At 66.7% G+C, this 21,909-nt stretch carries 21 protein-coding genes; 2 read left to right on the top strand and 19 right to left on the bottom strand.

The window, feature by feature from the left end:
• Window position 1 precedes the first annotated feature (1 nt).
• Window positions 2-1,594 (bottom strand): transcription termination factor NusA, encoded by a 1,593-nt coding sequence (gene nusA, locus AC1DNE_RS29460; RefSeq protein WP_441473715.1) that lies wholly within the window; start codon window positions 1,592-1,594, stop codon window positions 2-4.
• Window positions 1,595-1,599: 5 nt separating this feature from the next.
• Entirely contained in the window at window positions 1,600-2,295 is a 696-nt protein-coding gene (gene rimP, locus AC1DNE_RS29465) for a ribosome maturation factor RimP (RefSeq protein WP_441473716.1), read from the bottom strand.
• A gap of 217 nt (window positions 2,296-2,512) precedes the next feature.
• Here rimP and AC1DNE_RS29470 point away from each other — a divergent pair, with 217 nt between their 5' ends.
• Complete coding sequence (locus tag AC1DNE_RS29470; RefSeq protein ID WP_441473717.1) at window positions 2,513-3,601, top strand: DUF2336 domain-containing protein; 1,089 nt, start codon at window positions 2,513-2,515, stop codon at window positions 3,599-3,601.
• Here AC1DNE_RS29470 and trmB read toward each other — a convergent pair.
• The 17 genes from trmB to hslV form a co-directional block, all read right to left on the bottom strand.
• Window positions 3,576-4,271, bottom strand: a complete 696-nt coding sequence (trmB, locus tag AC1DNE_RS29475; protein ID WP_441473718.1) for a tRNA (guanine(46)-N(7))-methyltransferase TrmB — start codon at window positions 4,269-4,271, stop codon at window positions 3,576-3,578. The genes AC1DNE_RS29470 and trmB overlap by 26 nt on opposite strands.
• Before the next feature lie 193 nt (window positions 4,272-4,464).
• Window positions 4,465-5,670: a methionine adenosyltransferase gene (gene metK / locus AC1DNE_RS29480; RefSeq protein ID WP_441473719.1), complete on the bottom strand. Its 1,206-nt coding sequence runs from the start codon at window positions 5,668-5,670 to the stop codon at window positions 4,465-4,467.
• A 156-nt stretch (window positions 5,671-5,826) separates the two neighbouring features.
• On the bottom strand, window positions 5,827-6,240 hold the full coding sequence (locus tag AC1DNE_RS29485) for a helix-turn-helix domain-containing protein (RefSeq protein WP_441473720.1): 414 nt from the start codon (window positions 6,238-6,240) through the stop codon (window positions 5,827-5,829).
• Window positions 6,241-6,369: 129 nt separating this feature from the next.
• Window positions 6,370-7,962, bottom strand: coding sequence for an apolipoprotein N-acyltransferase (gene lnt, locus AC1DNE_RS29490; RefSeq protein ID WP_441473721.1), 1,593 nt, complete (start codon window positions 7,960-7,962; stop codon window positions 6,370-6,372).
• Entirely contained in the window at window positions 7,962-8,951 is a 990-nt protein-coding gene (locus tag AC1DNE_RS29495) for a hemolysin family protein (protein WP_441473722.1), read from the bottom strand. Before AC1DNE_RS29495 ends, lnt begins: the two co-directional genes overlap by 1 nt.
• Entirely contained in the window at window positions 8,948-9,529 is a 582-nt protein-coding gene (gene ybeY, locus AC1DNE_RS29500) for an rRNA maturation RNase YbeY (protein WP_441473723.1), read from the bottom strand. Before ybeY ends, AC1DNE_RS29495 begins: the two co-directional genes overlap by 4 nt.
• On the bottom strand, window positions 9,526-10,707 hold the full coding sequence (locus tag AC1DNE_RS29505; protein WP_441473737.1) for a PhoH family protein: 1,182 nt from the start codon (window positions 10,705-10,707) through the stop codon (window positions 9,526-9,528). Before AC1DNE_RS29505 ends, ybeY begins: the two co-directional genes overlap by 4 nt.
• Window positions 10,708-10,851: 144 nt before the next feature.
• Window positions 10,852-12,231 carry a tRNA (N6-isopentenyl adenosine(37)-C2)-methylthiotransferase MiaB gene (miaB, locus tag AC1DNE_RS29510; protein WP_441473724.1) on the bottom strand — a complete coding sequence of 460 codons (1,380 nt, stop codon included), beginning with the start codon at window positions 12,229-12,231 and terminating at the stop codon, window positions 10,852-10,854.
• Between the two features lie 107 nt (window positions 12,232-12,338).
• Complete coding sequence (locus AC1DNE_RS29515) at window positions 12,339-13,139, bottom strand: lysophospholipid acyltransferase family protein (RefSeq protein ID WP_441473725.1); 801 nt, start codon at window positions 13,137-13,139, stop codon at window positions 12,339-12,341.
• A gap of 78 nt (window positions 13,140-13,217) precedes the next feature.
• Window positions 13,218-13,661 carry a GNAT family N-acetyltransferase gene (locus tag AC1DNE_RS29520; protein WP_441473726.1) on the bottom strand — a complete coding sequence of 148 codons (444 nt, stop codon included), beginning with the start codon at window positions 13,659-13,661 and terminating at the stop codon, window positions 13,218-13,220.
• 104 nt (window positions 13,662-13,765) lie between these two features.
• A complete protein-coding gene (gene tsaB / locus AC1DNE_RS29525) occupies window positions 13,766-14,449 on the bottom strand; it encodes a tRNA (adenosine(37)-N6)-threonylcarbamoyltransferase complex dimerization subunit type 1 TsaB (RefSeq protein ID WP_441473727.1) in 684 nt (227 codons plus the stop codon).
• 54 nt (window positions 14,450-14,503) lie between these two features.
• Window positions 14,504-15,064 (bottom strand): NifU family protein, encoded by a 561-nt coding sequence (locus AC1DNE_RS29530; protein ID WP_441473728.1) that lies wholly within the window; start codon window positions 15,062-15,064, stop codon window positions 14,504-14,506.
• A 186-nt stretch (window positions 15,065-15,250) separates the two neighbouring features.
• Complete coding sequence (locus tag AC1DNE_RS29535; RefSeq protein ID WP_441473729.1) at window positions 15,251-15,745, bottom strand: universal stress protein; 495 nt, start codon at window positions 15,743-15,745, stop codon at window positions 15,251-15,253.
• Window positions 15,746-15,829: 84 nt separating this feature from the next.
• On the bottom strand, window positions 15,830-16,876 hold the full coding sequence (gene trpS, locus AC1DNE_RS29540) for a tryptophan--tRNA ligase (RefSeq protein WP_441473730.1): 1,047 nt from the start codon (window positions 16,874-16,876) through the stop codon (window positions 15,830-15,832).
• A 46-nt stretch (window positions 16,877-16,922) separates the two neighbouring features.
• Window positions 16,923-18,497 (bottom strand): murein biosynthesis integral membrane protein MurJ, encoded by a 1,575-nt coding sequence (murJ, locus tag AC1DNE_RS29545; protein WP_441473731.1) that lies wholly within the window; start codon window positions 18,495-18,497, stop codon window positions 16,923-16,925.
• Window positions 18,497-19,807, bottom strand: a complete 1,311-nt coding sequence (gene hslU, locus AC1DNE_RS29550) for an ATP-dependent protease ATPase subunit HslU (RefSeq protein WP_441473732.1) — start codon at window positions 19,805-19,807, stop codon at window positions 18,497-18,499. The genes murJ and hslU overlap by 1 nt, the downstream gene beginning before the upstream one ends.
• Before the next feature lie 52 nt (window positions 19,808-19,859).
• The gene (gene hslV, locus AC1DNE_RS29555) at window positions 19,860-20,429 is read right to left on the bottom strand and encodes an ATP-dependent protease subunit HslV (RefSeq protein WP_476767117.1); all 570 of its coding nucleotides are present in this window, start codon (window positions 20,427-20,429) and stop codon (window positions 19,860-19,862) included.
• Between the two features lie 380 nt (window positions 20,430-20,809).
• On the opposite strand from hslV, the gene AC1DNE_RS29560 reads away from it, so the two are divergent.
• Window positions 20,810-21,909, top strand: a 1,100-nt coding sequence (locus tag AC1DNE_RS29560; RefSeq protein ID WP_476841352.1) for a HAMP domain-containing protein, incomplete at its 3' end; no start/stop codon positions are given.

The raw sequence follows: 21,909 nt of genomic DNA on the forward strand, positions 1-21,909 counted from the left end.
CTCAGGCCTCGGCCTCCTCGCCGGCCTCCGCCTCAGGCTCCTCGGCCGGCGCCTCGACCCAGCCGGCGTGGACGCGCGCGGCCATGATGATGGCTTCGGCATCCTGGCGGGAGAGATCGAAGCCATCGAGATAGCCGGCATGGCGAGTCGACTCGCCGTCCTTGCGCTCGGTCCAGCCGACCAGATCGTCGGTGGCGCAGCCGGCGAGATCCTCGACGGTCTTCACATCGTTCTCGCCGAGCGCGACCATCATGGAAGTGGTGATGCCCTCGACCTCGCGCAAGGCGTCCTCGACTCCGAGAGCCCGACGCTTCTCGTCGAGCTCAGCCTCGATCGTGGCGAGATGTTCCTGCGCGCGGGTCTGGATTTCTCCGGCGGTCTCTTCGTCGAAGCCCTCGATCGAGGCGAGCTCGCTGAGTTCGACGTAGGCGAGCTCCTCGACATTGCGGAAGCCTTCCGAGGCCAGCAGCTGGCCGACCGTCTCGTCGACGTTCAGCGCGTTCATGAAGATCTCGGTGCGCTGCACGAACTCCTTCTGGCGGCGCTCCGACTCTTCCTGCTCGGTCAGAATATCGATGTCCCAGCCCGTGAGCTGCGACGCGAGGCGCACGTTCTGGCCGCGGCGGCCGATGGCGAGCGAGAGCTGCTCGTCCGGCACGACGACCTCGATCTTGTCGGCTTCCTCGTCAAGCACCACCTTCGCGACCTCGGCCGGCTGCAGCGCATTGACGACGAAGGTCGCAACGTCCGGCGACCACGGGATGATGTCGATCTTCTCGCCCTGCAGTTCGCCGACCACGGCCTGCACGCGCGAACCGCGCATGCCGACGCAGGCGCCGACCGGATCGATCGAGGAATCGCGGCTGATGACCGCGATCTTGGCGCGCGAGCCCGGATCACGGGCGACCGCCTTCACCTCGACGATGCCGTCATAAATCTCAGGCACTTCCTGGCCGAAGAGCTTGGCCATGAACTGCGGATGGGTGCGCGAGAGGAAGATCTGCGGACCGCGCGGCTCGCGGCGCACATCGTAGACATAGGCGCGCGCGCGATCGCCGACCTTGAAGGTCTCGCGCGGGATCATCTCGTCGCGGCGGATGATCGCCTCGCCACGGCCGAGATCGACGAAGACGTTGCCGTATTCGACGCGCTTGACCGCGCCGTTGACGATCTCGCCGATGCGATCCTTGTACTCGTCGTACTGGCGGTCGCGCTCAGCTTCGCGCACCTTCTGGACGATGACCTGCTTGGCCGACTGGGCCGCGATGCGGCCGAAATCGAAGGGCGGCAGCGGATCGGCGATGACGTCGCCAACCTGGGCGGCCGGGTTGTGCCGCTTGGCCTCGTCGACGGTAATTTCGACCGCCGGATTCTCGACGGTATCGACCACCTGGAGGTGGCGGGCCAGGCGCAGCTCGCCGGTCTTGGTGCTGATCTCGGCATGGACGTCGGTCTCGGCGCCGTAGCGCGAGCGGGCGGCCTTGGCGATGGCATCCTGCATGGCGTCGACGACGATCTGGCGATCGATCGACTTCTCGCGCGCGACTGCGTCGGCGATCTGCAGCAGTTCGAGCCTGTTGGCGCTGACGACCATGACGCTCACTCCTCTTCAGTGTCGTTGTTCTGCGGGGCCGTCTTGCCGGTCTTGCCCGGCCGCGGTCCCAGCGATTTCCCTCGGCCCTTCTTCGGGCCGGCGATCTCATCGGCGGCAGGCATCTCCGGCGGCAGGCCGGACTTGCCGCGACGCAGCGATTCGGTGACGAGCGCATCGGTCAACACCAACCGGGCCTCGGCGATCAGCCGCATCGGAATGGCGACGTCGCGCTCTTCCTCGCTCTTGGCGTCGTCCCGCGTCAGCAGAGCGTCCTGACCGGAAGCGCCGCGCAGGATGCCGCGGAAGCGCTTGCGGCCCGCGACCGGCTCGCTCGTGTCGATCTTGGTGAGGTGGCCGGCCCAGCGCTCGAAATCGCTCGCGCGCACCAGCGGCCGGTCGATCCCCGGCGATGAGATCTCGAGATGATAGGCCGCCTGAATGGGATCGTCGACGTCCAGCGCCGGCGAGATCGCCTGACTGATCTCCTCGCAGCCCTCGACGGTCATCGAGCCGTCCGGCTGCTCGGCCATGATCTGCACGGTGCAGCCGTTCTGAGCAGTGACGCGCACGCGCACCAGCCGATAGCCGAGATCGGCGATCGCCGGCTCGACGATCGCGGCGACGCGCGCAGCCACGCCGTTCTCGACGACGAGGCGCGCTTCCTGATTGGGCGCTGCTGTCGGTTCGCTTGGTTCGTTCATGGTCCGGGCCGTCCCGTCTGCCTCCGGCGGGTTGCGGCCAATAAAAAAGAGCGGGCCGGCCGGCCCGCTCTTGATCATCGGCGTTAACCGATACCAGAGCTGTTGGCCGCTATTTAGTCCGCATCGCCCCGATATGCAAGCTCCGAGCGTTGGCGATAACCCAATGGTCATCCTTGCCTGCCAGTCTGGCCGACGGGATAGCGGTCGAGGACAGAGTATGAGTACGGTCGCAACGTTGCTGCGGGATCTCGAGGCGACGATGGCACGCGGCTCGGGTGACGAGCGCGCCGTCATCCTGTCACGCCTGACGGATCTCTTCCTCGCCACGGCGACCGACATGGACGAACAGCAGGTCGGCGTCTTCGACGCGGTCATCGGGCGGCTGTCGCGAGCCATCGAGCTGCGCGCCCGGATCGAGCTCTCGGAACGGATTTCGCCTGTGCCGAACGCGCCGAGCGGCGTCGTGCGCCAACTCGCCCTCGACGAGATCGCGGTGGCGCGCCCCGTCCTGGTGCAGTCGCCGCGGCTGACCGACCAGGATCTTGTCGCGGTGTCGGCAGCCAAGGGCCGCGACCACATGCTCGCCATCACCGAGCGGCCCGATCTCGGGGAGCCCGTCACCGATTTCCTGATCCTGCGCGGCGGACGGGTCGTCACCCATGCGGTTGCAGCCAATCAGACGGCGCGGTTCTCGCGTCATGGAATGGGCGTTCTGGTGATGCGCGCGGCCCAAGACGATGCACTCCAGGCGACACTCGGCTTGCGGCGCGATATCCCGCCGGAGCTGGTTGGGCAGTTGATGACCGCCGCCAAGAATTCCGCACGCCGCCGCCTGAGCGAGAGCCTGGAGCCGACGCTGGCCGGGGACGTCGACGGTGCGGTCGAACGCGGCGCCGACGCCATCGCGGCCGGCGGCCAGATGCCCGGCGAACTGGGCGCCATCAGCGCCGCGCTCGTCGAGATCCGCGAGCTGAACGAAGCCGGGCTGCTCGACGAGGCCAAGGTGCGCGATTTCGCGCGGCAGGGCGCGACCGAGCACGCCACCTGCGCCGTCGCGGTGCTGGCGCAGCTCGGCCTGCCGGCGAGCGAGCAGGTCATCCTCGGCAGCGACAGGGAGGCCGTCCTGATCGTCGCGCGCGGGCTCGGCTGGTCTTGGGAAACGACGGCAGCCCTGATCTCGCTGCGCAAGGACTTCGGCAAATCGCAAGCCGCCCTTGATCGCGCCCGCGAAAGCTTCCGCAACCTCGCCCAGAGCACGGCTCAGCGCGTGCTCGGCTTCCTCAGGATGCGCGACGCAAAGCCGTGAGATAGCTGGAGATGCGGCCCTCGCGAACCGCCTTCGCCTCGTAGCGGGTGCGAATCCAGCCGGGATAGGGCGTGCGCCAGTCTCCCGGCCGCTCGTCCGTCCAGTCGAAATCGGGCGAGACCAGCAGCCGCGACAGCGTCCAGCCGACATAATCGTCGATGTCGCTGGCGAAGCGGAAGCGGCCGCCGGGACGAAGCGCGCGCGCGAACAAGGAGAGAGTGTGCTCTGAGACGAAGCGACGCTTGCGCTGGCGGCGCTTCGGCCAGGGATCGGGATAGAGCAGGTCGATCGCATCAAGGCTGCCAGCCGGGAAACGCGGCAGTAGCAAAGCGGCATCGTCGTCCCAGACGCGGATATTCGTCAGCCCCTCCCGCTCGGCGACGGCGAGGAACTTGGCCATACCGTTGATGAATGGCTCGACCCCGATGAAGCCGATCTGCGGGCTCTCGCGCATCCGCATCAGCAGATGCTCGCCGCCACCAAAGCCGATCTCGAGCCGCACGGCCTCGACAGGCCCGGGAAAGAGCGCCTTCAGATCGGCGATCTCGCCCTCGGGCAAGCGCAGCCGCGGCAGGGTGTGCTCGATCAGGTGGCTCTGGCCGTCGCGCAGCGCCTTGCCCTTGCGGCGGCCGTAGAAAGCCCTTTCGTCGTGGTCGGGGTCGTGGGTCATGATCCGTGTTCGTACCGCATTATCCGATAGAGCGCCGTCATTCCGGACGCAGCGACGCGGAGATCCGGAGACCTCCGACGGATCCCGCGTCACGCCCGCGATGACGGCGGTGTTTCAGCGACCTCATCCATCAAGTCAAAGAAAAAGGCCGGGTGGACCCCGGCCTTCTCGCTCATGACCCGGCGAGGTCGTTTCAGTTGACGGCCTTCTTCAGCGCGTCGACGAGATCGGTCTTCTCCCAGGAGAAGGAGCCGTCGCGGCCGGCCTTGCGGCCGAAATGGCCATAGGCCGAGGTCTTGGCGTAGATCGGCTTATTGAGGCCGAGATGGTTGCGGATGCCGTTCGGCGACAGATCGACGAGCTTGCCGAGGATGTCCTCGAGCTTGGCCTCGTCGACCTTGCCGGTGCCATGCAGGTCGACATAGATCGACAGCGGCTTGGCGACGCCGATGGCATAGGAGAGCTGGATCGTGGCGCGGTCGGCGAGCTTGGCCGCGACGACGTTCTTGGCGAGGTAGCGCGCCGCATAGGCCGCCGAACGATCGACCTTGGTCGGATCCTTGCCGGAGAAGGCGCCGCCGCCATGCGGGGCTGCGCCGCCATAGGTGTCGACGATGATCTTGCGGCCGGTAAGGCCGGCGTCGCCGTCGGGACCGCCGATCACGAACTTGCCGGTCGGGTTGATGTGCCAGACGGTGTCCTTCGAGATCCAGCCTTCCGGCAGGGCCTCACGGATATAGGGCTCGACGATCTTGCGGACGTCGGCCGAGCTCAGCGACTCGTCGAGATGCTGGGTCGAGAGCACGATCTGGGTGACGCCGACCGGCTTGCCGTTCTCGTACTTGACCGTGACCTGGCTCTTGGCGTCGGGGCCGAGCTTGGCGGCGTCGCCCTCGCCCTTCTTGCGGGCAAGCGTCAGGGTCTCGAGGATCTTGTGGGCGTAGTAGATCGGGGCGGGCAGCAGCTCGGGCGTCTCGCGGCTGGCGTAGCCGAACATGATGCCCTGGTCGCCGGCGCCGACATCCTTGTTGCCGGCCTCGTCGACGCCCTGCGCGATATCGGCCGACTGCGGATGCAGCAGCACGTCGATCTTGCAGGTCTTCCAGTGGAAGCCGGACTGCTCGTAGCCGATGTTGCGGATCGCCTTGCGGGCGGCCGACTTCACCTTCGACTTGATCTGCTTCTCGTCGAGATGGGTGCGGACCTCGCCGGCGATCACGACACGGTTGGTGGTCGCCAGCGTCTCGGCCGCAACGCGGACCTTGGACGGCTCGTAGCCGGCCTTTGCCGCTTCCTTGAAGAAGAGATCGACGATCTCATCGGAAATGCGGTCGCAGACCTTGTCGGGATGTCCCTCGGAGACGGACTCGCTGGTAAACAGATAATTCTGGCGTGACACGGTCGGAGGATCCCTGAATCAGCACATGGAAAAGGCTGGCGCATGACACCAGCCTCAACAAACGCGCCGTCATCGCAGCGGACGCGTTCGGCGTCAAGTGGAAAAATCCGTTAATAGAAAGGCACGTTCGTCAAAACGAACGAAAACACCTCGGAATCACGCATTTTCAGTGTCTTGCTCGGCCAGCGCCTCGACGAGATCGATGATCCGCCTCCGGACGCGGCCGTTCTTGATGCGCGTGAAGGCCTTGGTGAGCTGCACGCCTTCGCTGGTCGCGAGGAAGTCCGAAATATATGCCGTCGCCGCGGAATCGGCGAAACCGCCAGCCGGCATGTCGCCCGTGGGCGCGCCATCAAAGAAAAAGGACACCGGCACGTCGAGCATCTTGGCAATCTGCTGCAGACGGCTCGCGCTGATTCGATTAGAACCCTTCTCGTATTTCTGAACCTGCTGAAAGGTCAGACCCAGTGCGTCACCCAGCTTTTCCTGGCTAATACCGGCAAGCATTCGACGCATGCGGACGCGGCTACCAACATGCTTGTCGACCGGGTTGGGGACTTTCTTGATCATGATTAACCTGCTCTTACGTCAGTCGTCATGACCAGGAGCCGCCATCCTGGTCGGCGCGGAAACGTTGGTGTATTATAGCCGTCACGGACGGTCCACTCTTTCTCGCAAAATTTGTTCCAAATGGGATGATCAGCTTTTTTTGAAGCGAGAAAGCATCAAAAAAACGAGCAGCATGCCGGCGAAAACGGCATCCCCACCCCGGGAATAGGGTGTCACCGGCCCGCTGCGCGGGAGTGGGGCATCCAGTACGCCCTCCACGCCCAGAGGCAGGCTCGCGACGACCCGGCCATAGGCATCGACCACCCCGGAGATACCGGTATTGGCGACCCGGACGAGCGGCAGGCCTTCCTCGACGCTGCGCAGCCGCGCCTGGGCAAAGTGCTGATAGGGGCCGCTGGTCTGGCCGAACCAGCCATCATTGGTCACATTCAGGAAAAAACCTGCGCGGGGCCCGCGCGGAGCGACCTCTCCCGGAAAAACGGCCTCATAGCAGATCAGCGGAGCCGCTACGGGAAGTCCCTTGACCGCAAGGGGCGCCCGGCTCGTTCCAGCTGCAAACCCGCCGGGAACGGAAACGAATTCGGAGAGTCCGACGCGGCGGATCAGCGCATCGAGAAAAGGCGGAAGATACTCGCCGAAGGGGACCAGATGGAGCTTGTCGTAGCTCGCGACGATGACGCCCTCGTCGTTGACGACCTGAATCGCATTGTAGATCGGCGGCCTGCCCTCTCCCGGCAGCATTTCGCCAGCCCTCGCGGCGCCCGTGATCAGGGTCACGTCGGGCGGCAGGGCGGCCGCGATGCGGGACAGCGCACCCGGCGTGCGGCCCAGCAGGAAGGGGAAGGCGGATTCCGGCCAGATCAGATGCGTGACCGATTGCAGGCCGGGCGTCGTCGGGCTCGTCGCCCGATCGCTCAGCGCGAGATACTGGTTGAGAATGGCTTCGCCGTTGCGGCCGTTGAACTTGGCGTCTTGCGCCAGGTTGGGCTGCATGAGCCGGAGCTTCACGCCCGCCACGACCGGCGACGGACCGGACGGGATGCGCCAGACGCCAAAACCGAATAACGCCGCGACAGCGGCCAGCGCGATCAGCGGAGCCACCCACCGACCAGCCGGCGTCTTGGCCGTGCCGATCACCGCCGGCGCTGCACCAATGGCGACAGCGAGCAGCGTCAGGCCGTACAGGCCTGCGAGCGAAGCGAACTGGGCGAGATGGATCTCCCCCGCCAGCATCATGCCGTAGACGTTCCACGGAAAGCCGGTCAGCACATGGCCGCGAAGCCATTCGCTCATCGCCAGCGCTGCGGCCAGGACGAGAATGCGCCGGGCTCCTTCGGGCCAGAACAGGCGAGCGGCGCCAAAAGCCAGGGCCGGAAAGATCGCCAGAAAAGCCGGCAGCGCGACGACCCCCAACGGCATCGCCCAGGCGAATTTGTCGGCTTCGACGAGGAAGGCGGCGCCGAGCCACCACAATCCGGCGAGGAAGAATCCGAAGCCCCACCACCAGCCAGCAGCGAAGGCTGCACGGAAGCGGCCGACGGCAGTGGTGCCAACCGCACCGTCAAGGAGCCAGACCGCCACTGTCATCGGGACAATGACGAGCGGCCAGAGATCGAGGGGCGGCAAGGCAAGCGCACCGCTTGCTCCCGCGAAAAGCGCAATGAGCCGCTTGCGCCATCCCCAAGCGAGAATGACGGCTTCCGCAAGCCCCGCCACGCGCATCAGCCAGGCTCCATCGCCGTTTCTTCGGGGGCCGTCTGGCTGCGGCGATGGATCGTCAGGCGCTTCACGCGGCGCTGATCGGAATCGAGGATCTCGAAGGTCAGCCCTTCCGGCCCTTCGACGATCTCGCCCTGCGCCGGAACACGCCCGGCCAAGGTCACGATCAAACCGCCCAGCGTGTCGATGTCATCGGCCACCTCGTTCCGAGAGAGATCGACGCCGGTCGCACGCTTGAGTTCCTCCAGCGTCGCGCGCGCATCCGCGGCGAAGCTGCCCTCGCCGGTCGGTGCGATCGGGATCTCCTCGAGATCGTGCTCGTCCTCGATGTCGCCGACGACGATCTCGATCAGATCCTCGATCGAGACCAGTCCATCGGTGCCGCCATATTCGTCGATGACGAGCGCGATGTGGGTGCGCGTCGCCTGCATGCGGACCAGAAGATCGACCGCAGGCATCGAGGGTGGAACATAGAGCACCGGTCGCAACAGCTTCGTCGCCGAGAGCGGTGGCGTCAGGTCGACCGCGGCAAGGTCGTGCGGGACGGCAAGCTTGCTTCCGTCTTCGGAAGGCTCGTCCCCTTCGGGGCGGGCCTTCTCCGCGATATATTCCAGAAAGTCGCGGATGTGGACCATGCCGCGCGGATCGTCGAGCGTATCGTCGAAGACCGGCAGGCGCGAATGGCCGGCAGTCCGGAAATGCGCGAGCAATTCGTCCAGCGTCGCGTCCGCCGGCACGGCGACGATGTCGGCGCGGGGGATCATGACGTCGCTCACACGGCGCTCGCGCAGGCTCAGCACATTGCTGAGCATCGCACGCTCCTGGGCGGAAATATCGGCGAGCTCGCCGTTCGCTTCGGCCAGGGCCTCGACGATCTCTTCACGCGCCGTGCCGCCGGCACGCAGGCCGAGACGTTCGAGGAATTGGCCGAGCCAATGGCCGAAGCCGCGGCCATTGGTTTCAGACTGGGATTGTCGACTGTCGTCGCTCATGGCTGCGGGGACTGTATGCTGGAAGGGGCCGGCGCGGCGATGAGCTCGCCATCGGCATAGGGGTCGGCGATGCCGAGGCTGGCGAGCGCCTCGACTTCGAGGGCTTCCATGCGGCGCGCCTCGTCGTCGGTCTCATGATCCTCGCCGAGCAGATGCAGCAGGCCATGAATGACCAGATGGCGCAGATGGTCGGCGATGTCCTTGCCTTCCGCCCGGGCTTCGCGCTCCACCGTCTCGAAGGCGATAACGATGTCTCCGAGCAGCGGGCTGGCCGAAATGCGTTCCGGCGGGGCCGCCGGGAAGGACAGCACGTTCGTCGCCTTGTCGAAGCCACGCCAGTCGCGGTTGACGGTGCGGATGCGCTTGTCGTCGGTCAGCAACAGGCTGAGCTCGGCCCCCGCCATGGGCTTGCGCGGCGCCACGGCAAGGCCCGCGGCCAGCGCCTCGCTGATCACTGCCCGCAGGCTCGCGAGATTGCCCACGGCCTGCCACCGGCGCGACTGAGCCCTCAGATCGAGATCGAGTGACATCGTCTCGGGTCGCGGCGCCGAGCGCCGCCCGCGAGGTCGATCATTCATCGCGGCCGCTCCCGCGCCAACATCCGCTTCAGCCCTTCGCTGTCGCCCTCGCGGTGGAAATCCGCGGGCGAATCGGGATTGCGCAAGCGCTCCTCCCGTTCCTCGCGCTCATGGCGCGACGCCGTCTCATAAGCCATGACGATGCGTCGCACCAGTTCATGCCTGACGACATCCCCCTCCTCGAAGCGGGCGTAGCCGACGCCGTCGACGTCCTTGAGCAGCTTCACAGCCTCGACGAGCCCGGAGCGCTGGCCCGGCGGCAGGTCGATCTGGGAGGGATCGCCGGTGATGATCATGCGCGAGCCTTCGCCGAGGCGCGTGAGGAACATCTTCATCTGCATCGAGGTGGCGTTCTGTGCCTCGTCGAGCAGCACGACGGCGTTGCTCAAGGTACGGCCGCGCATGAAGGCGAGCGGCGCGATTTCGATCATGCCGGTCTGGAGACCGCGCTCGACGTGGCGCGCCTCCATGAAATCGTTGAGCGCGTCATAGATCGGCCGGAGATAGGGGTCGACCTTCTCGCGCATGTCGCCGGGCAGGAAGCCGAGCCGCTCGCCCGCCTCCACCGCCGGGCGCGACAGAATCATGCGCTCGACCACGCCCTGCTCGATCAGCGAGACGGCGTGACCGACCGCGAGCCAGGTCTTGCCGGTGCCTGCCGGGCCTTCCGCGAGCACCAGTTCGTGACGCTTGAGCTGGCGCAGATAGGCGTCCTGCGCCGCGTTGCGCGCCCTGACCGGTCCGCGCTTGCGGGTGACCACGGCATCGAAGGAGGCCTTGCCGACATCCGCCGCCGGGAAGAGCGAGCGCTGGATATTGCTCTCCTCGATGGCACCATCGACCTCGCCGAGGGTGACGGAGGCGCCGGCCTTGGCGCGGGCGTAGAGCGTCTTCAGGACGCGGCCCGCCTGCTCGGCGGTCTCGCGCGGCCCCTTCACCGTGGCGTGGTTGCCGTTGGGATTGACCACGACGCCGAGCCTGCGCTCGAGATGAGCGAGATTCTGGTCGTACTGGCCGAAAACAAGGCTGGCGAGGCGGTTGTCATCGAAGGACAGCACGACCTCGGTGGCCGGCAACCCGTCGCGGCCCGCGCCCTCGGGGCGGGCTGGCGACACCTCGCGTCGCGGGGTCCGGTCGGGTCTTTGCGTCGTCGAATCAGCCTGTGCCAAATGCGTCATCTCCGTAGAGAGGGCTTTTGCGCCCGTTCCCGTCGGGCAGGAGCGCCCGGCCGGGTCGTCTCGCAGCATATCCGAACGCAACAATCTCAGCCTGATGACAGGCGAGAGCCTTCCAGCAGGAGATGGGCACGAACCGCAGCGCGCTCAAGCGGCCATGTCCTTTCCACCCGTTCCATCCGTCCGCCCTGCTTCCGCCAGCCGGCCGAAGAGCGAATTGGAACCCGCACGCTCGATCGTCACCTGGACGATGTCGCCGATCTGATTCGTCTCGCTCTCGATCTGCACAGCCTGCAGATACGGTGACTTTCCGGCAAGCTGACCGGGATGGCGGCCGGCCCGCTCCAGCAAGACATCCACAGTTCGCCCGACCATCGCGGCGTTGAAAGCCTGGCGGTGATGCTCGATGCGCTCCTGCAGCCGGTAGAGGCGCTCATCCATCACCGCGCGCGGAATCTGTGCGTCGAGCTCGGCCGCCGGCGTGCCGGGGCGCGGCGAGTACTTGAAGGAATAGCTCGAGGCGAAGCCGATCTCGTCGACCAGACGGATCGTATCCTCGAAATCGGCGTCGGTCTCGCCGGGGAAACCGACGATGAAATCCGACGAGAGCGCGATATCGGGACGCGCCTGGCGGATGCGTTCGATCAGGCGACGATACTCGTCGCCGGTGTGCTTGCGGTTCATCGCGGCGAGGATGCGGTCCGATCCGGCCTGCACCGGCAGATGCAGGAAGGGCATCGCCTGCGGCAGGTCGCGATGGGCGGCGATGAGGTCATCGTCCATGTCGCGCGGATGGCTCGTCGTGTAGCGGATGCGGGCGATGCCCGGCACCTCGGCAACGCGGCGCATCAGCCGCGCCAGACCCCAGACCGCCCCATCCGGTCCCTCGCCATGATAGGCGTTGACGTTCTGGCCGATCAGCGTGACGTCGCGCACGCCGGCCTCGGCAAGACGCTCGACCTCGGCGAGAACCTGGGCGACGGGGCGCGAAAACTCGGCGCCGCGGGTATAGGGCACGACACAGAAGGCGCAGAACTTGTCGCAACCCTCCTGGACCGTGACGAAGGCGGAAACGCCGCGGGCGCGGATGATCTGCGGCTTCGGCGCCGGCAGGAAGCCGAACTTGTCCTCGATCGGCAGGTCGGTGTCGACGACCCGCTTCCTCGTTGCCTCGGCCAGCAATTCCGGCAGGCGGTGATAGGCCTGCGGCCCGACCACGAGATCGACGGCAGGCTGGCGATGCTGGATTTCGGCGCCCTCGGCCTGGGCGACGCAGCCGGCGACGACGATCTTCGTCTCCTGCCCCTCGGCCGCCTGGGCGTTCTTGATGTCGCGCAGCTTGCCGAGCTCGGAGTAGACCTTCTGCACCGCGCGATCACGGATATGGCAGGTGTTCAGCAGGATCAGATCCGCGCCCTCCGGCGTTGCCGTTTCCTCATAGCCCTGGTGGCTCAGGATGTCGGCCATGCGCTGCCCGTCATAGACGTTCATCTGGCATCCGAAGGACTTGATATGGACTTTCTTCATCGTCGCGGATCGGGTCTCCAAAACGTTTTCTTTACTGCGGATCGGGCGCCTTGGAAACGGCCCGGCTTCACTGACATCGCAACAGGCAAGCCGTGCGCCAACCCGTCTCAGACGGCAGGCCGGCCCGTGACGGCCTCGTTCCGCGCCGCGCGTACCGCATCCTCCGCCCGTCGCGTCGCAGCCTTGCGCGACATCGCGCGGCCCATCACGATCGGTTCACCCCAGACCAGCTCGACATCGATCGCCCCGCATTCCAGCACCAGCTTCAGATGCGGCCAGAGCTCGGTGTCGCCGTACCAGGCAAGCGCAGCGCGCTCGATGCGCCCCCCCGGCAGCCCCTGCCAGCCTGTATAGGTGATGGTCAGCGGGTAGACCGTGACATCCGTCTCGATGTCGCCCATGGCCTGATGCGCCGCGCCAAGCAGCGAGGAGCGGAAGGGCAGGATGCGCGTGCCGTCACTGGTCGTGCCCTCGGCGAAGAGCACAACTTCCTCTCCGGCGGCGATGCGGGCGCCCATCGCGGCGGCAACACCTGCGGTCGCACCGCGACGTTGCCGGTCGATATAGACCGTGCGCTGGAGATTGGCGAGGAAGCCGACCACGGGCCATTGGCCGACCTCGCTCTTCGCCACGAAGGCCAGCTCACGCTCGGCGCCGAGGACACCGATATCGAGCCAGGAGACATGGTTGGCGACGATCAGCGCCCCTGTCCCGGCCGGCGGCGGCAGCCCCCTGACCCGGCGGCGCACGCCCAGGCACCGGCAGGTCAGGCGATGGAAGTGCAACGGCAGGACGCCGCGGTATTTCGGCGCGACCCGCATCACGACGAGCTGGAACAGGACGAGCCCGAACGTGCCGCCGATGAGCAGGGCAAGGCGAAAGAGCGCACCGACGCGGAGGTCTTTCATGCGCGGACGGGTCCGGTCATCGGCAGGGAGAACATTTCGCTGGTCGGAGCGCGTCAATGGCGCGATTATTCAGCAAAGTCACGTGAGATCGAGGCGCATCGCGATCGCGGTGGCGCGGCTGCCATCGGCCTTGGGGTAATACCCCTTGCGGCGGCCGACCTCGCGGAAGCCGAAATGCCGATAGAGGCGCTCCGCGGCCAGATTGCCTTCCTCGACCTCGAGGAAGACGTGCGCGACGCCATCCTCCGCGAGCCTGGCAAGGTGAGCCGAGAGCAGGGCGCGGCCGAGGCCGTCGCGCCGGCTGGCGGGGGAGACCACGATGCTGAGAATCTCGGCCTCGTCGGCCGCCTTGCGCGACATCACAAAGCCAGCCGGATCGCTGCTCCTGCCGAAGACGCCATCGGCGGCGACGCCGGCATCGGCGATCAGCGCGGCGCATTCGGCCGGCTCCCAGCCACGCGCGAAGCCGCCCTGATGGTGCAGGATCGCGACCTGCCGGGCGTAGCCGGCATCGAGTCGCATCGTACGCGCAGGCGCCGAATCAGGGTGCAGAAGCTTGCGCAGCCAATCCATGCCGTTTGTTCGCACGGATTGATGTTTCGGCAACCACCATTTGGAGGAGGCGTTCACCGGCGCGGCAGGCGGGCTTTGTCCTGCGGCGTCGTCTCCGGCGCCTTCAGGTAGAGGGGACGCGGCGGCGCGGTCTCCGGATCGGCGATCAGGCCGAGGCGCGCAACCCAGGCAATGTCCGGCGCCTTCGTATCGTCGACGACCACCGCGTCGAGACCGATCGCCCAGGCCTCGTTGGCGACGGCCAGCGCCGAGGAGCCGACGAGGCTGACGGGGCCGGCGCCGATGGCACGTGCCGCGTCGCGATAGCTGACCTGCCGGAGCGAAACGAGCGGCTTGCCTTCCGAGGTCAGCGCCTGGAACCAGACCTGGCCGTGCTTGGCATCGAGCGCAGCCGCGATGACGCGGCCGGATTCGCGGCCGATCAGCGGGGCGGCGCAGGCGGCGACTGTGGTGACACCGACGGCCGGGATGCCGGCCGCGAAAGCGATGGCGCGGGCCGCGCTGACCCCGACCCGCAGCCCGGTATAGCTGCCGGGACCGACGGTGACCGCGACGCGGCCCAGCGAGGAAAAGCCGCCGTCGACGGCCTTCATCACCCGCTCGACCAGCGGCATCAGCGCCTCCGCATGGCCGCGGTCCATCGCGAGCTGTTCGTGCGCCAGCGGCTCGGTCTCACCGGCCTCCAGGACACAGGCCGAGCAGGCCCCCAACGCCGTATCGATCGCGAGAATGCGCATCAGATCTTCATTCCGCGAAAGCCCGGCCGGTCACGCGCTCATCCCCTGGCCAGCTCAAACCGCCTCGACCTCGCGCACTTCCGGCAGGAAATGGCGCAGCAGGTTCTGAATGCCGTGCTTGAGCGTCGCGGTGGAGGAAGGGCAGCCCGAGCAGGCACCCTTCATGACGAGATAGACCGTGCCGTCGCGATAACCGCGGAAGGTGATGTCGCCGCCGTCGCCGGCCACCGCCGGGCGGATGCGGGTTTCGAGCAGATCCTTGATCGTATCGACCGTCTCGGCATCTTCCGGAGCGAAGAACTCACCTTCCTCGTCGAGATCGGCGGCGGAATTCTCGGCCAGCACCGGAGCGCCGGACATGAAGTGCTCCATGATCGCGCCGAGGATCGCCGGCTTCAAATGCGGCCACTCGCCTTCCGACTTGGTGACGGTGATGAAGTCCGAGCCGAGGAAGACGCCGGAAACGCCGGAAACACCGAACAGGCGCTGGGCCAGCGGCGAGCGGGCGGCGTCATCGCCGTCACGCAGGTCGAGCGTGCCGCTGCCCATGACGATGCGGCCGGGCAGAAACTTCAAGGTCGCCGGATTCGGCGTCGCTTCGGTCTGGATGAACATTGATACCTCCGGTACCGGCGGTTCAAGGTCGCCGTTCCTAGTCTCGATATAAGCGCGTCACTGGAATCATTCCAGCACGAAGGGCGCCGTCATTGCGAGGAGCAAAGCGACGACGCCATCCAGGAGGACTGGGTTGAACGTCTCACGCAGCCCCCCTGGATTGCTTCGCTGCGCTCACTATGACGGTCAGGCGAGCGCGTCGATTTCCTCGTCCTCCAGATGCCCCGGCACGATGGCGACGGGAACCGGGAAGCTCGCCGAGGATTTGCCGGCGAGCGCGCTGACCAGCGGGCCCGGGCCGTCACGCCCCGTGCCAGCGGCGAGCACCAGGAGCGAGATGTCCTCGTCCTCCTCGATCAGCTTGACCAGCTCTCCGGCCTTGTCGCCGATACGCACGACGCGCTCCGGCTCGAGGCCGGCGAGCGTCCGTACCGCGACAGCAGCCGCGTCGAGCCGCTTCTCGGCCTCGGCCTCGGCTTCCGCCCGCATCACGTCGCCGACGCCGAGCCAGGTCTCGTGCTCGGGCGGCGGAGCCACGGCGAGCAGCACGATCGCCGCACCGAGGCGGGCGCAGCGGCGTGCGGCGAAGCGAATCGCCTTGGCGCATTCCTCGGTATCGTCGACCACCGCGAGAAACTTCGGCCGATGGCCCGTCTCGTAGGACCGTCGTTTCTTGACCATGAAACTGTCCTGCCGCCGCTTGAGGGACGAGCATGGTGGCCTGCGCCGGCACCCCGGCGCAAGCCCGTCGCCCCAAGTGCCTTGTCAGCTGCGCACGAAGCCGACGATGTCCTTGACCTCGCGCATGATCGGCGCGGCGATGGCATCGGCCCGGGCCGCGCCTTCCCCGAGGATCGTGTCGATATGCTTCGGCTCGGCCAGCAGGCGGCGCATCTCCACGGCGATGGGCGCGAGCTTCTCGACCGCGAGATCGACCAGAGCCGCCTTGAAGCGCGAGAACTGGCCGCCGCCGAACTCGTTCAGCACATCGCCCTTCGCCATGCCCGAGAGGCCGGCATAGATGCCGACGAGGTTCTCGGCCTCGGGCCGCCCCTCGAGCCCCTTCGCCTCGGAGGGCAGCGCCTCCGGGTCGGTCTTGGCCTTGCGGATCTTCTGGGCGATGGCGTCGGCATCGTCCGTAAGGTTGATGCGCGAATAGTCGGAGGCATCCGATTTCGACATCTTCTTGGTGCCGTCGCGCAGGCTCATGACGCGCTGGGCCGGCCCCAGGATCATCGGCTCCGGGAGCGGGAAGAAGCCAAGTTCGCCCGTGCCCAGGCCCAGCTCGGCGATCTGCGGCGCGAAGTCATTGTTGAACTTCTGGGCGATGTCGCGGGTGAGCTCCAGATGCTGCTTCTGGTCTTCGCCAACCGGCACATGCGTCGCCTTGTAGAGCAGGATGTCGGCCGCCATCAGGCTCGGATAGGCATAGAGGCCGAGCGAGGCATTCTCGCGATCCTTGCCGGCCTTCTCCTTGAACTGGGTCATGCGGTTCATCCAGCCCAGCCGCGCGACGCAGTTGCAGATCCAGGCGAGTTCGGCATGGGCCGAGACCTGGCTCTGGTTGAAGATGATGCTCTTCTGCGGATCGATGCCGGCCGCGATATAGGCGGCGGTGACCTCGCGGATGGCGCGCTTCAGGTCGGCCGGATCCTGCCACATCGTGATCGCATGCATGTCGACGACGCAAAACACGCATTCATGCGTCTTCTGCATCGCCACCCAATTGGTCAGTGCGCCCAAATAATTGCCGAGATGCAGCGTCGAGGTCGGCTGCATGCCTGAGAAAACGCGCTGATGAAAACCCGACATGGGGCACTCCGTCGTCACGATGGAGGAGGGAAGCGGCGCTTCTGGCTCAAGCCCGCCGCTTGCGCAAGGGGAGAGCGCCGAAGGCGCCGAGCACCCAGCCCGCCGTGCCGTAGCTGACAAGGCCTGCGAGGCAGAGCAGGCCGAGCGCGCCGATGCGGCGGAATGCCGGCTGCTCCGTCATCAGCGGCTCCGCCAGCAGGCCCAGCAGGAGGGCCAGCACGGCGAGCATGAGCGCGCTGGCGGCGAGGCTTGCGGCGATGGGGCGTAGATTGCCCAGGCTCGGCCGCCAGATGCCGTCGCGCAGCAGGGCGATACCAAGCATGAGCGCCTGAACGGCAAAGGCGAGCGTCGCCGCCAGGGCCGCCATCTGCGCCGCATCGCGACCGCCCGGCAGCAGAAGCCCGGCAAGCAGCGCGACGAGTACCGCCAGGCCGCCCGAGATCAGCGGCAGCCGCGGCCGGCTGCGTGCGAAATAGACCTGGCCGAAGACCTTCGCCACGACGGCGAAGGGCAGGCCGCAGCCGAAAGCGGCGAGCGCCGCAGCTGTGCGCTCGCGGTCGCCGACATCGAAGCGCCCGTACTCGAACAGCACCGAAACGATCGGCTCGGCCAGCGCGACGAGCGCGGTCGCCGCGGGCAAAGCGAGCGCGAGGCCGAGCGCCAGCGACTGTCCGAGCATGGCATCCGGCCCGCCTCGGGTCGCCGCCAGCGCCATGTCGGAGAGCACGACCGTGCCCATCGCCACGCCGACGAAGCCGAGCGGGAGCTGGAAGACGCGGTCGGCATAGTAGAGCGCCGCCACCGCGCCCGGCTCGGACGAAGCGATCTGTGTCGCGACCAGCAAAACGAGCTGGGCCGCGGAGGCCGCCAGCAGCGTCGCGCCGCCGGTACGGATCAGCCGGGTCATCTCCGGCGACCAGCGCAGGCTTGGACGCGGCAGGCCGGAGCCGCGCAGGCTCGCAAGGATCATGGCCAGGTGGGCGAGCCCGGTCAGACTGACGCAGAGCGCGAGCCAGCGCGCCCCGTCCTCCGGCCCTGCACCCATCACATGCAGGGCGAGCAGGACGCCGAGCAGGATCGCATTCATCAGCGCGGGCGCGAGGGCTGCGACCGCAAAGCGGCGCTCGGCGTTGAGCAGCGCCGCAAGCAGCGCCGCAAGCGTCGTCAGCAGCAGGAAAGGCAGCATCAGCCGCGTATAGGAGGCGGCCATTGCGAGCGTTTCGGGCTCGTCGGCGAAGCCGCCGGCAAGGCCGAGCACGAGCCAGGGCGCGAAGAGCTCGCCGAACGCGACGAGCACGAGCAGCAGCAGGCCGAGCTGGCCAGCCGCCTCACCGGCGAATCGCCGCGCAGCTTTCTCACCCCTGTCCGCCTTGACGGCCAGGTAGAGCGGCACGAAGGGCGCGTTCAACCCGCCCTCGCCGAGCACGCGCCGCACGAGATTGGGCAGGCGCAGCGCCGCGAGGAAGGCGTCGGCGGCCGGCCCGCCGCCGAGCAGGCGCGCGATCAGCACGTCACGCGCGAAACCGAGCAGGCGCGAGGCGACCGTGGCGGCTCCGACAACGGCCGAATCGCGGGCGAGCCGGGAGGAGGCTTCCGGCGCGGACGCGGCCGGCTCGTCCATCAGAGGATGAACCGGCTCAGATCGGCATTCTTCGCCAGATCCCCGATGCGGGCCTCGACATAGGCCGCGTCGATGATCACGGTTTCGCCAGAGCGGTCCGGCGCGGTGAAGGAGATGTCGTCGAGGATGCGCTCGATCACGGTCTGGAGCCGGCGGGCGCCGATGTTCTCGACCGTGGAGTTCACGTCGACGGCGATGCGGGCGATGGCATCGATCGCGTCGGGCTTGAATTCGACGCTGACCTCCTCGGTCGCCATCAGCGCGACCGACTGCTTGATCAGGCTCGCCTCGGTCTCGGTGAGGATGCGCTTGAAATCCTCGATGTCGAGCGGGTTGAGCTCGACGCGGATCGGCAGACGGCCCTGCAGCTCCGGCAGAAGATCGGAGGGGCGGGAGACGTGGAACGCACCCGAGGCGATGAAGAGGATGTGGTCGCTCTTGACCGCGCCGTGCTTGGTCGCGACGGTCGTGCCCTCGATCAGCGGCAGCAGGTCGCGCTGCACGCCCTCGCGCGAAACATCGGCGCCGCCCTTGCCCTCGCGGGCGCAGATCTTGTCGATCTCGTCGAGGAAGACGATGCCGTTCTCCTCGACCTCGCGGATCGCGGCCTGCACGATCGCCTCCTGGTCGATCAGCTTGTCGCTCTCCTCGGCCAGCAGCGGCTGGTAGGCGTCCTTGACCAGCATGCGCTTCGGCTTGCCCTTCTGGCCGAAAGCCTTGCCGAACATGTCGGAGAGGTTGATCGCGCCGATCGAAGCGCCCGGCATGCCGGGAAGCTCGAACATCGGCGTGGCCGCGCCGGCGCCCGCCGCCACCTCGACCTCGATCTCCTTCCCGTCGAGCTCGTTGTCGCGCAGCTTGCGGCGGAAGGAATCACGCGTCGCCTGGCTGGAATTCGCGCCGACCAAAGCGTCGAGCACGCGTTCCTCGGCGGCGAGGTGAGCCTTGGCCTGGACGTCCTTGCGGCGGCTCTCGCGCACCAGCGCGATAGCAATCTCGACGAGGTCGCGCACGATCGATTCAACGTCGCGGCCGACATAGCCGACCTCGGTGAACTTGGTCGCCTCGACCTTGATGAAGGGCGCGTTGGCGAGCTTGGCCAAGCGGCGCGCGATCTCGGTCTTGCCGCAGCCGGTCGGCCCGATCATCAGGATGTTCTTCGGCGAGACCTCCTCGCGCAGCGGCCCTTCGAGCTGCTGCCGGCGCCAGCGGTTACGCAGCGCGACCGCAACGGCGCGCTTGGCGTCCTTCTGGCCGACGATGAAACGATCGAGCTCGGAGACGATCTCGCGGGGGGAAAAGCTGGTCATTACGGTACGATATCCGGGTGAAATGCCTTGGGAAGCGCCTTGGCTACGGCGATCACGCCGCCTCCAGCGTCTCGATGACGAGGCTGTGGTTGGTATAGACGCAGATGTCGCCGGCGATCTTCATCGCCTTGCGCACGATCGTCTCGGCATCGGGCTCGATATCGATCAGAGCGCGCGCTGCCGACAGGGCATAGTTGCCGCCGGAACCGATGGCCATCACCGCGCCGTGCTCGCCCGCCTCCGGCTCCAGCACGTCACCGGTGCCGGAGATCAGCAGGGAAACCTCCTTGTCGGCGACGAGCAGCATCGCCTCGAGCCGACGCAGATAGCGATCCGTGCGCCAGTCCTTAGCGAGCTCGACGCAGGCGCGCAGCAATTGCGTGGGATATTGCTCGAGCTTGCTCTCGAGCCGCTCGAACAGGGTGAAGGCATCGGCCGTCGCCCCGGCGAAGCCGGCAATCACCTGCCCCTTGGCAAGGCGGCGAACTTTCTTCGCATTGCCCTTCATGATCGTCTGGCCGAGCGAGACCTGCCCGTCGCCGCCGATGACGACCCGCCCGGCCTTGCGCACCATCAGGATGGTGGTGGCGTGCATCACAGGGATATTGCTGTGTTCGGACATGGCAATCGTGAACCGGAACTGGACTGCGGAAGACGCCAACATGTTCAGGCGAGCCCGCTCTATCAAGAGGGCACGCGCGCGCCGTCCCTGCAAAGCAGGGTTTTGGCGCCGGATCACGGCGGGCGCCACCCGTGACAGATCACCGGAATCCGGCGCATGAGCCATCGAATAGTTCAAGTGTAAACTGCTTCGATGCCGACTGTTGACTTCGCTGCCGGAGGAAAACTCTTCGACACGTCGAGGACATTTCGAGCGTGAACGAGCCCAAAATCAGGGCGATCGAATCGATCAATTTTTAAGCAGTTTTTTATTGTTAACGACGAATGGTCGCCTTGTGGAAACGACCGCCTCGTTCAGGAGGTCGCCTTGGGACCGTTGTCATGAAATCCATCCGCCTGAAGATTCTCGCCATGCTCGCCATCGTCGCGGGCGGAGCCATTATTTCCGCGATCATCAGTATCTACGGTCTGCAAAAGGCGGATGACCTGAATACGCGTTCTCAAACCCAGGGTAATGTCGCGCTGCTGACGCAGCGGATCAACGGCGTCGTCACGGCCGTGGTGATGGAGTCGCGCGGCATCTACATGGCCAAGACGCCGCAGGAAGCCGAAGCTTACGCCAAGGGGATCGACGATCGCATTCCGACGCTGCGCAAATTCGTGGCCGAGCTGCAGACGGTCGCGTCGGCCGAAGAGCGGGAGACGATCGCGCAGATCACCAAATCCGTCGAGGAATTCATTGCCTTCCGCGTTGAAACAGCCCGGCTCGGACGCCAGGTTTCGCCGGAGGCGGCCAGTGTCCAGGGAAATAACGAGGCCAATCGCGCCAACCGGAAAGCCCTCAACGACCTGCTGATCGGCTTCAGCCAACGCGTCGAAAAGGCTGGCATCCTCGTCGGCGACGAGGCGACGGCCTTTACCCGTCAGGTCCAGTGGCTCATGCCGCTCGTCCTGCTCGCAACCCTGCTGATGTCCGTTGGGGTGGCCCTCGTCTTCGCGCAGCGTTCGATCACGCGCCCGATCCTCGATCTCAGCGAGGTGATGGAGAAGCTCACGGCCGGCGATACCCGCATCGACGTGCCTCATGCCGATCGTCCGGACGAGATCGGCGCCATGGCGCGCGCGGTCTCGGTGCTGCGCGAGAGCACCGAGCAGGTCGCGCTGCTGCAGGAGCAGGAACGCGCCGCGGCGGCCGCCCGCCTGGCGCGGGCGCAGTCGATGGAAGCGGTGGTGTCGGATGTCGGCGAGGTTGTCGCGGCGGCAGCGGCAGGCGATTTCTCCGCCCGGTTGCAGATCGATGACGCCGACGAGCAGATGCAGCGGCTGGTGGCCGGCATCAACGAGATCAACGTGGTGGTTGATTCTGCGACGACGGAGTTTGCGCAGACGCTGTCGGCGATCGCGGGTGGCGACCTGACCAACCGGGTCGAGACGGCCTATCGCGGGCGCTTCGCCGATCTGAAGGGCGCGATCAACGAGAC

This window comes from Allobosea sp. 05L423, assembly GCF_056397745.1.

Coding starts and splice junctions, on each gene's coding strand:
- nusA (WP_441473715.1), bottom strand. CDS start 1,594: ATGGTCGTCAGCGCCAACAGGCTCGAACTGCTGCAGATCGCCGACGCA.
- rimP (WP_441473716.1), bottom strand. CDS start 2,295: ATGAACGAACCAAGCGAACCGACAGCAGCGCCCAATCAGGAAGCGCGC.
- AC1DNE_RS29470 (WP_441473717.1), top strand. CDS start 2,513: ATGAGTACGGTCGCAACGTTGCTGCGGGATCTCGAGGCGACGATGGCA.
- trmB (WP_441473718.1), bottom strand. CDS start 4,271: ATGACCCACGACCCCGACCACGACGAAAGGGCTTTCTACGGCCGCCGC.
- AC1DNE_RS29485 (WP_441473720.1), bottom strand. CDS start 6,240: ATGATCAAGAAAGTCCCCAACCCGGTCGACAAGCATGTTGGTAGCCGC.
- lnt (WP_441473721.1), bottom strand. CDS start 7,962: ATGCGCGTGGCGGGGCTTGCGGAAGCCGTCATTCTCGCTTGGGGATGG.
- AC1DNE_RS29495 (WP_441473722.1), bottom strand. CDS start 8,951: ATGAGCGACGACAGTCGACAATCCCAGTCTGAAACCAATGGCCGCGGC.
- ybeY (WP_441473723.1), bottom strand. CDS start 9,529: ATGAATGATCGACCTCGCGGGCGGCGCTCGGCGCCGCGACCCGAGACG.
- AC1DNE_RS29505 (WP_441473737.1), bottom strand. CDS start 10,707: ATGACGCATTTGGCACAGGCTGATTCGACGACGCAAAGACCCGACCGG.
- miaB (WP_441473724.1), bottom strand. CDS start 12,231: ATGAAGAAAGTCCATATCAAGTCCTTCGGATGCCAGATGAACGTCTAT.
- AC1DNE_RS29515 (WP_441473725.1), bottom strand. CDS start 13,139: ATGAAAGACCTCCGCGTCGGTGCGCTCTTTCGCCTTGCCCTGCTCATC.
- AC1DNE_RS29520 (WP_441473726.1), bottom strand. CDS start 13,661: ATGCGACTCGATGCCGGCTACGCCCGGCAGGTCGCGATCCTGCACCAT.
- tsaB (WP_441473727.1), bottom strand. CDS start 14,449: ATGCGCATTCTCGCGATCGATACGGCGTTGGGGGCCTGCTCGGCCTGT.
- AC1DNE_RS29530 (WP_441473728.1), bottom strand. CDS start 15,064: ATGTTCATCCAGACCGAAGCGACGCCGAATCCGGCGACCTTGAAGTTT.
- AC1DNE_RS29535 (WP_441473729.1), bottom strand. CDS start 15,745: ATGGTCAAGAAACGACGGTCCTACGAGACGGGCCATCGGCCGAAGTTT.
- trpS (WP_441473730.1), bottom strand. CDS start 16,876: ATGTCGGGTTTTCATCAGCGCGTTTTCTCAGGCATGCAGCCGACCTCG.
- murJ (WP_441473731.1), bottom strand. CDS start 18,497: ATGGACGAGCCGGCCGCGTCCGCGCCGGAAGCCTCCTCCCGGCTCGCC.
- hslU (WP_441473732.1), bottom strand. CDS start 19,807: ATGACCAGCTTTTCCCCCCGCGAGATCGTCTCCGAGCTCGATCGTTTC.
- hslV (WP_476767117.1), bottom strand. CDS start 20,429: ATGTCCGAACACAGCAATATCCCTGTGATGCACGCCACCACCATCCTG.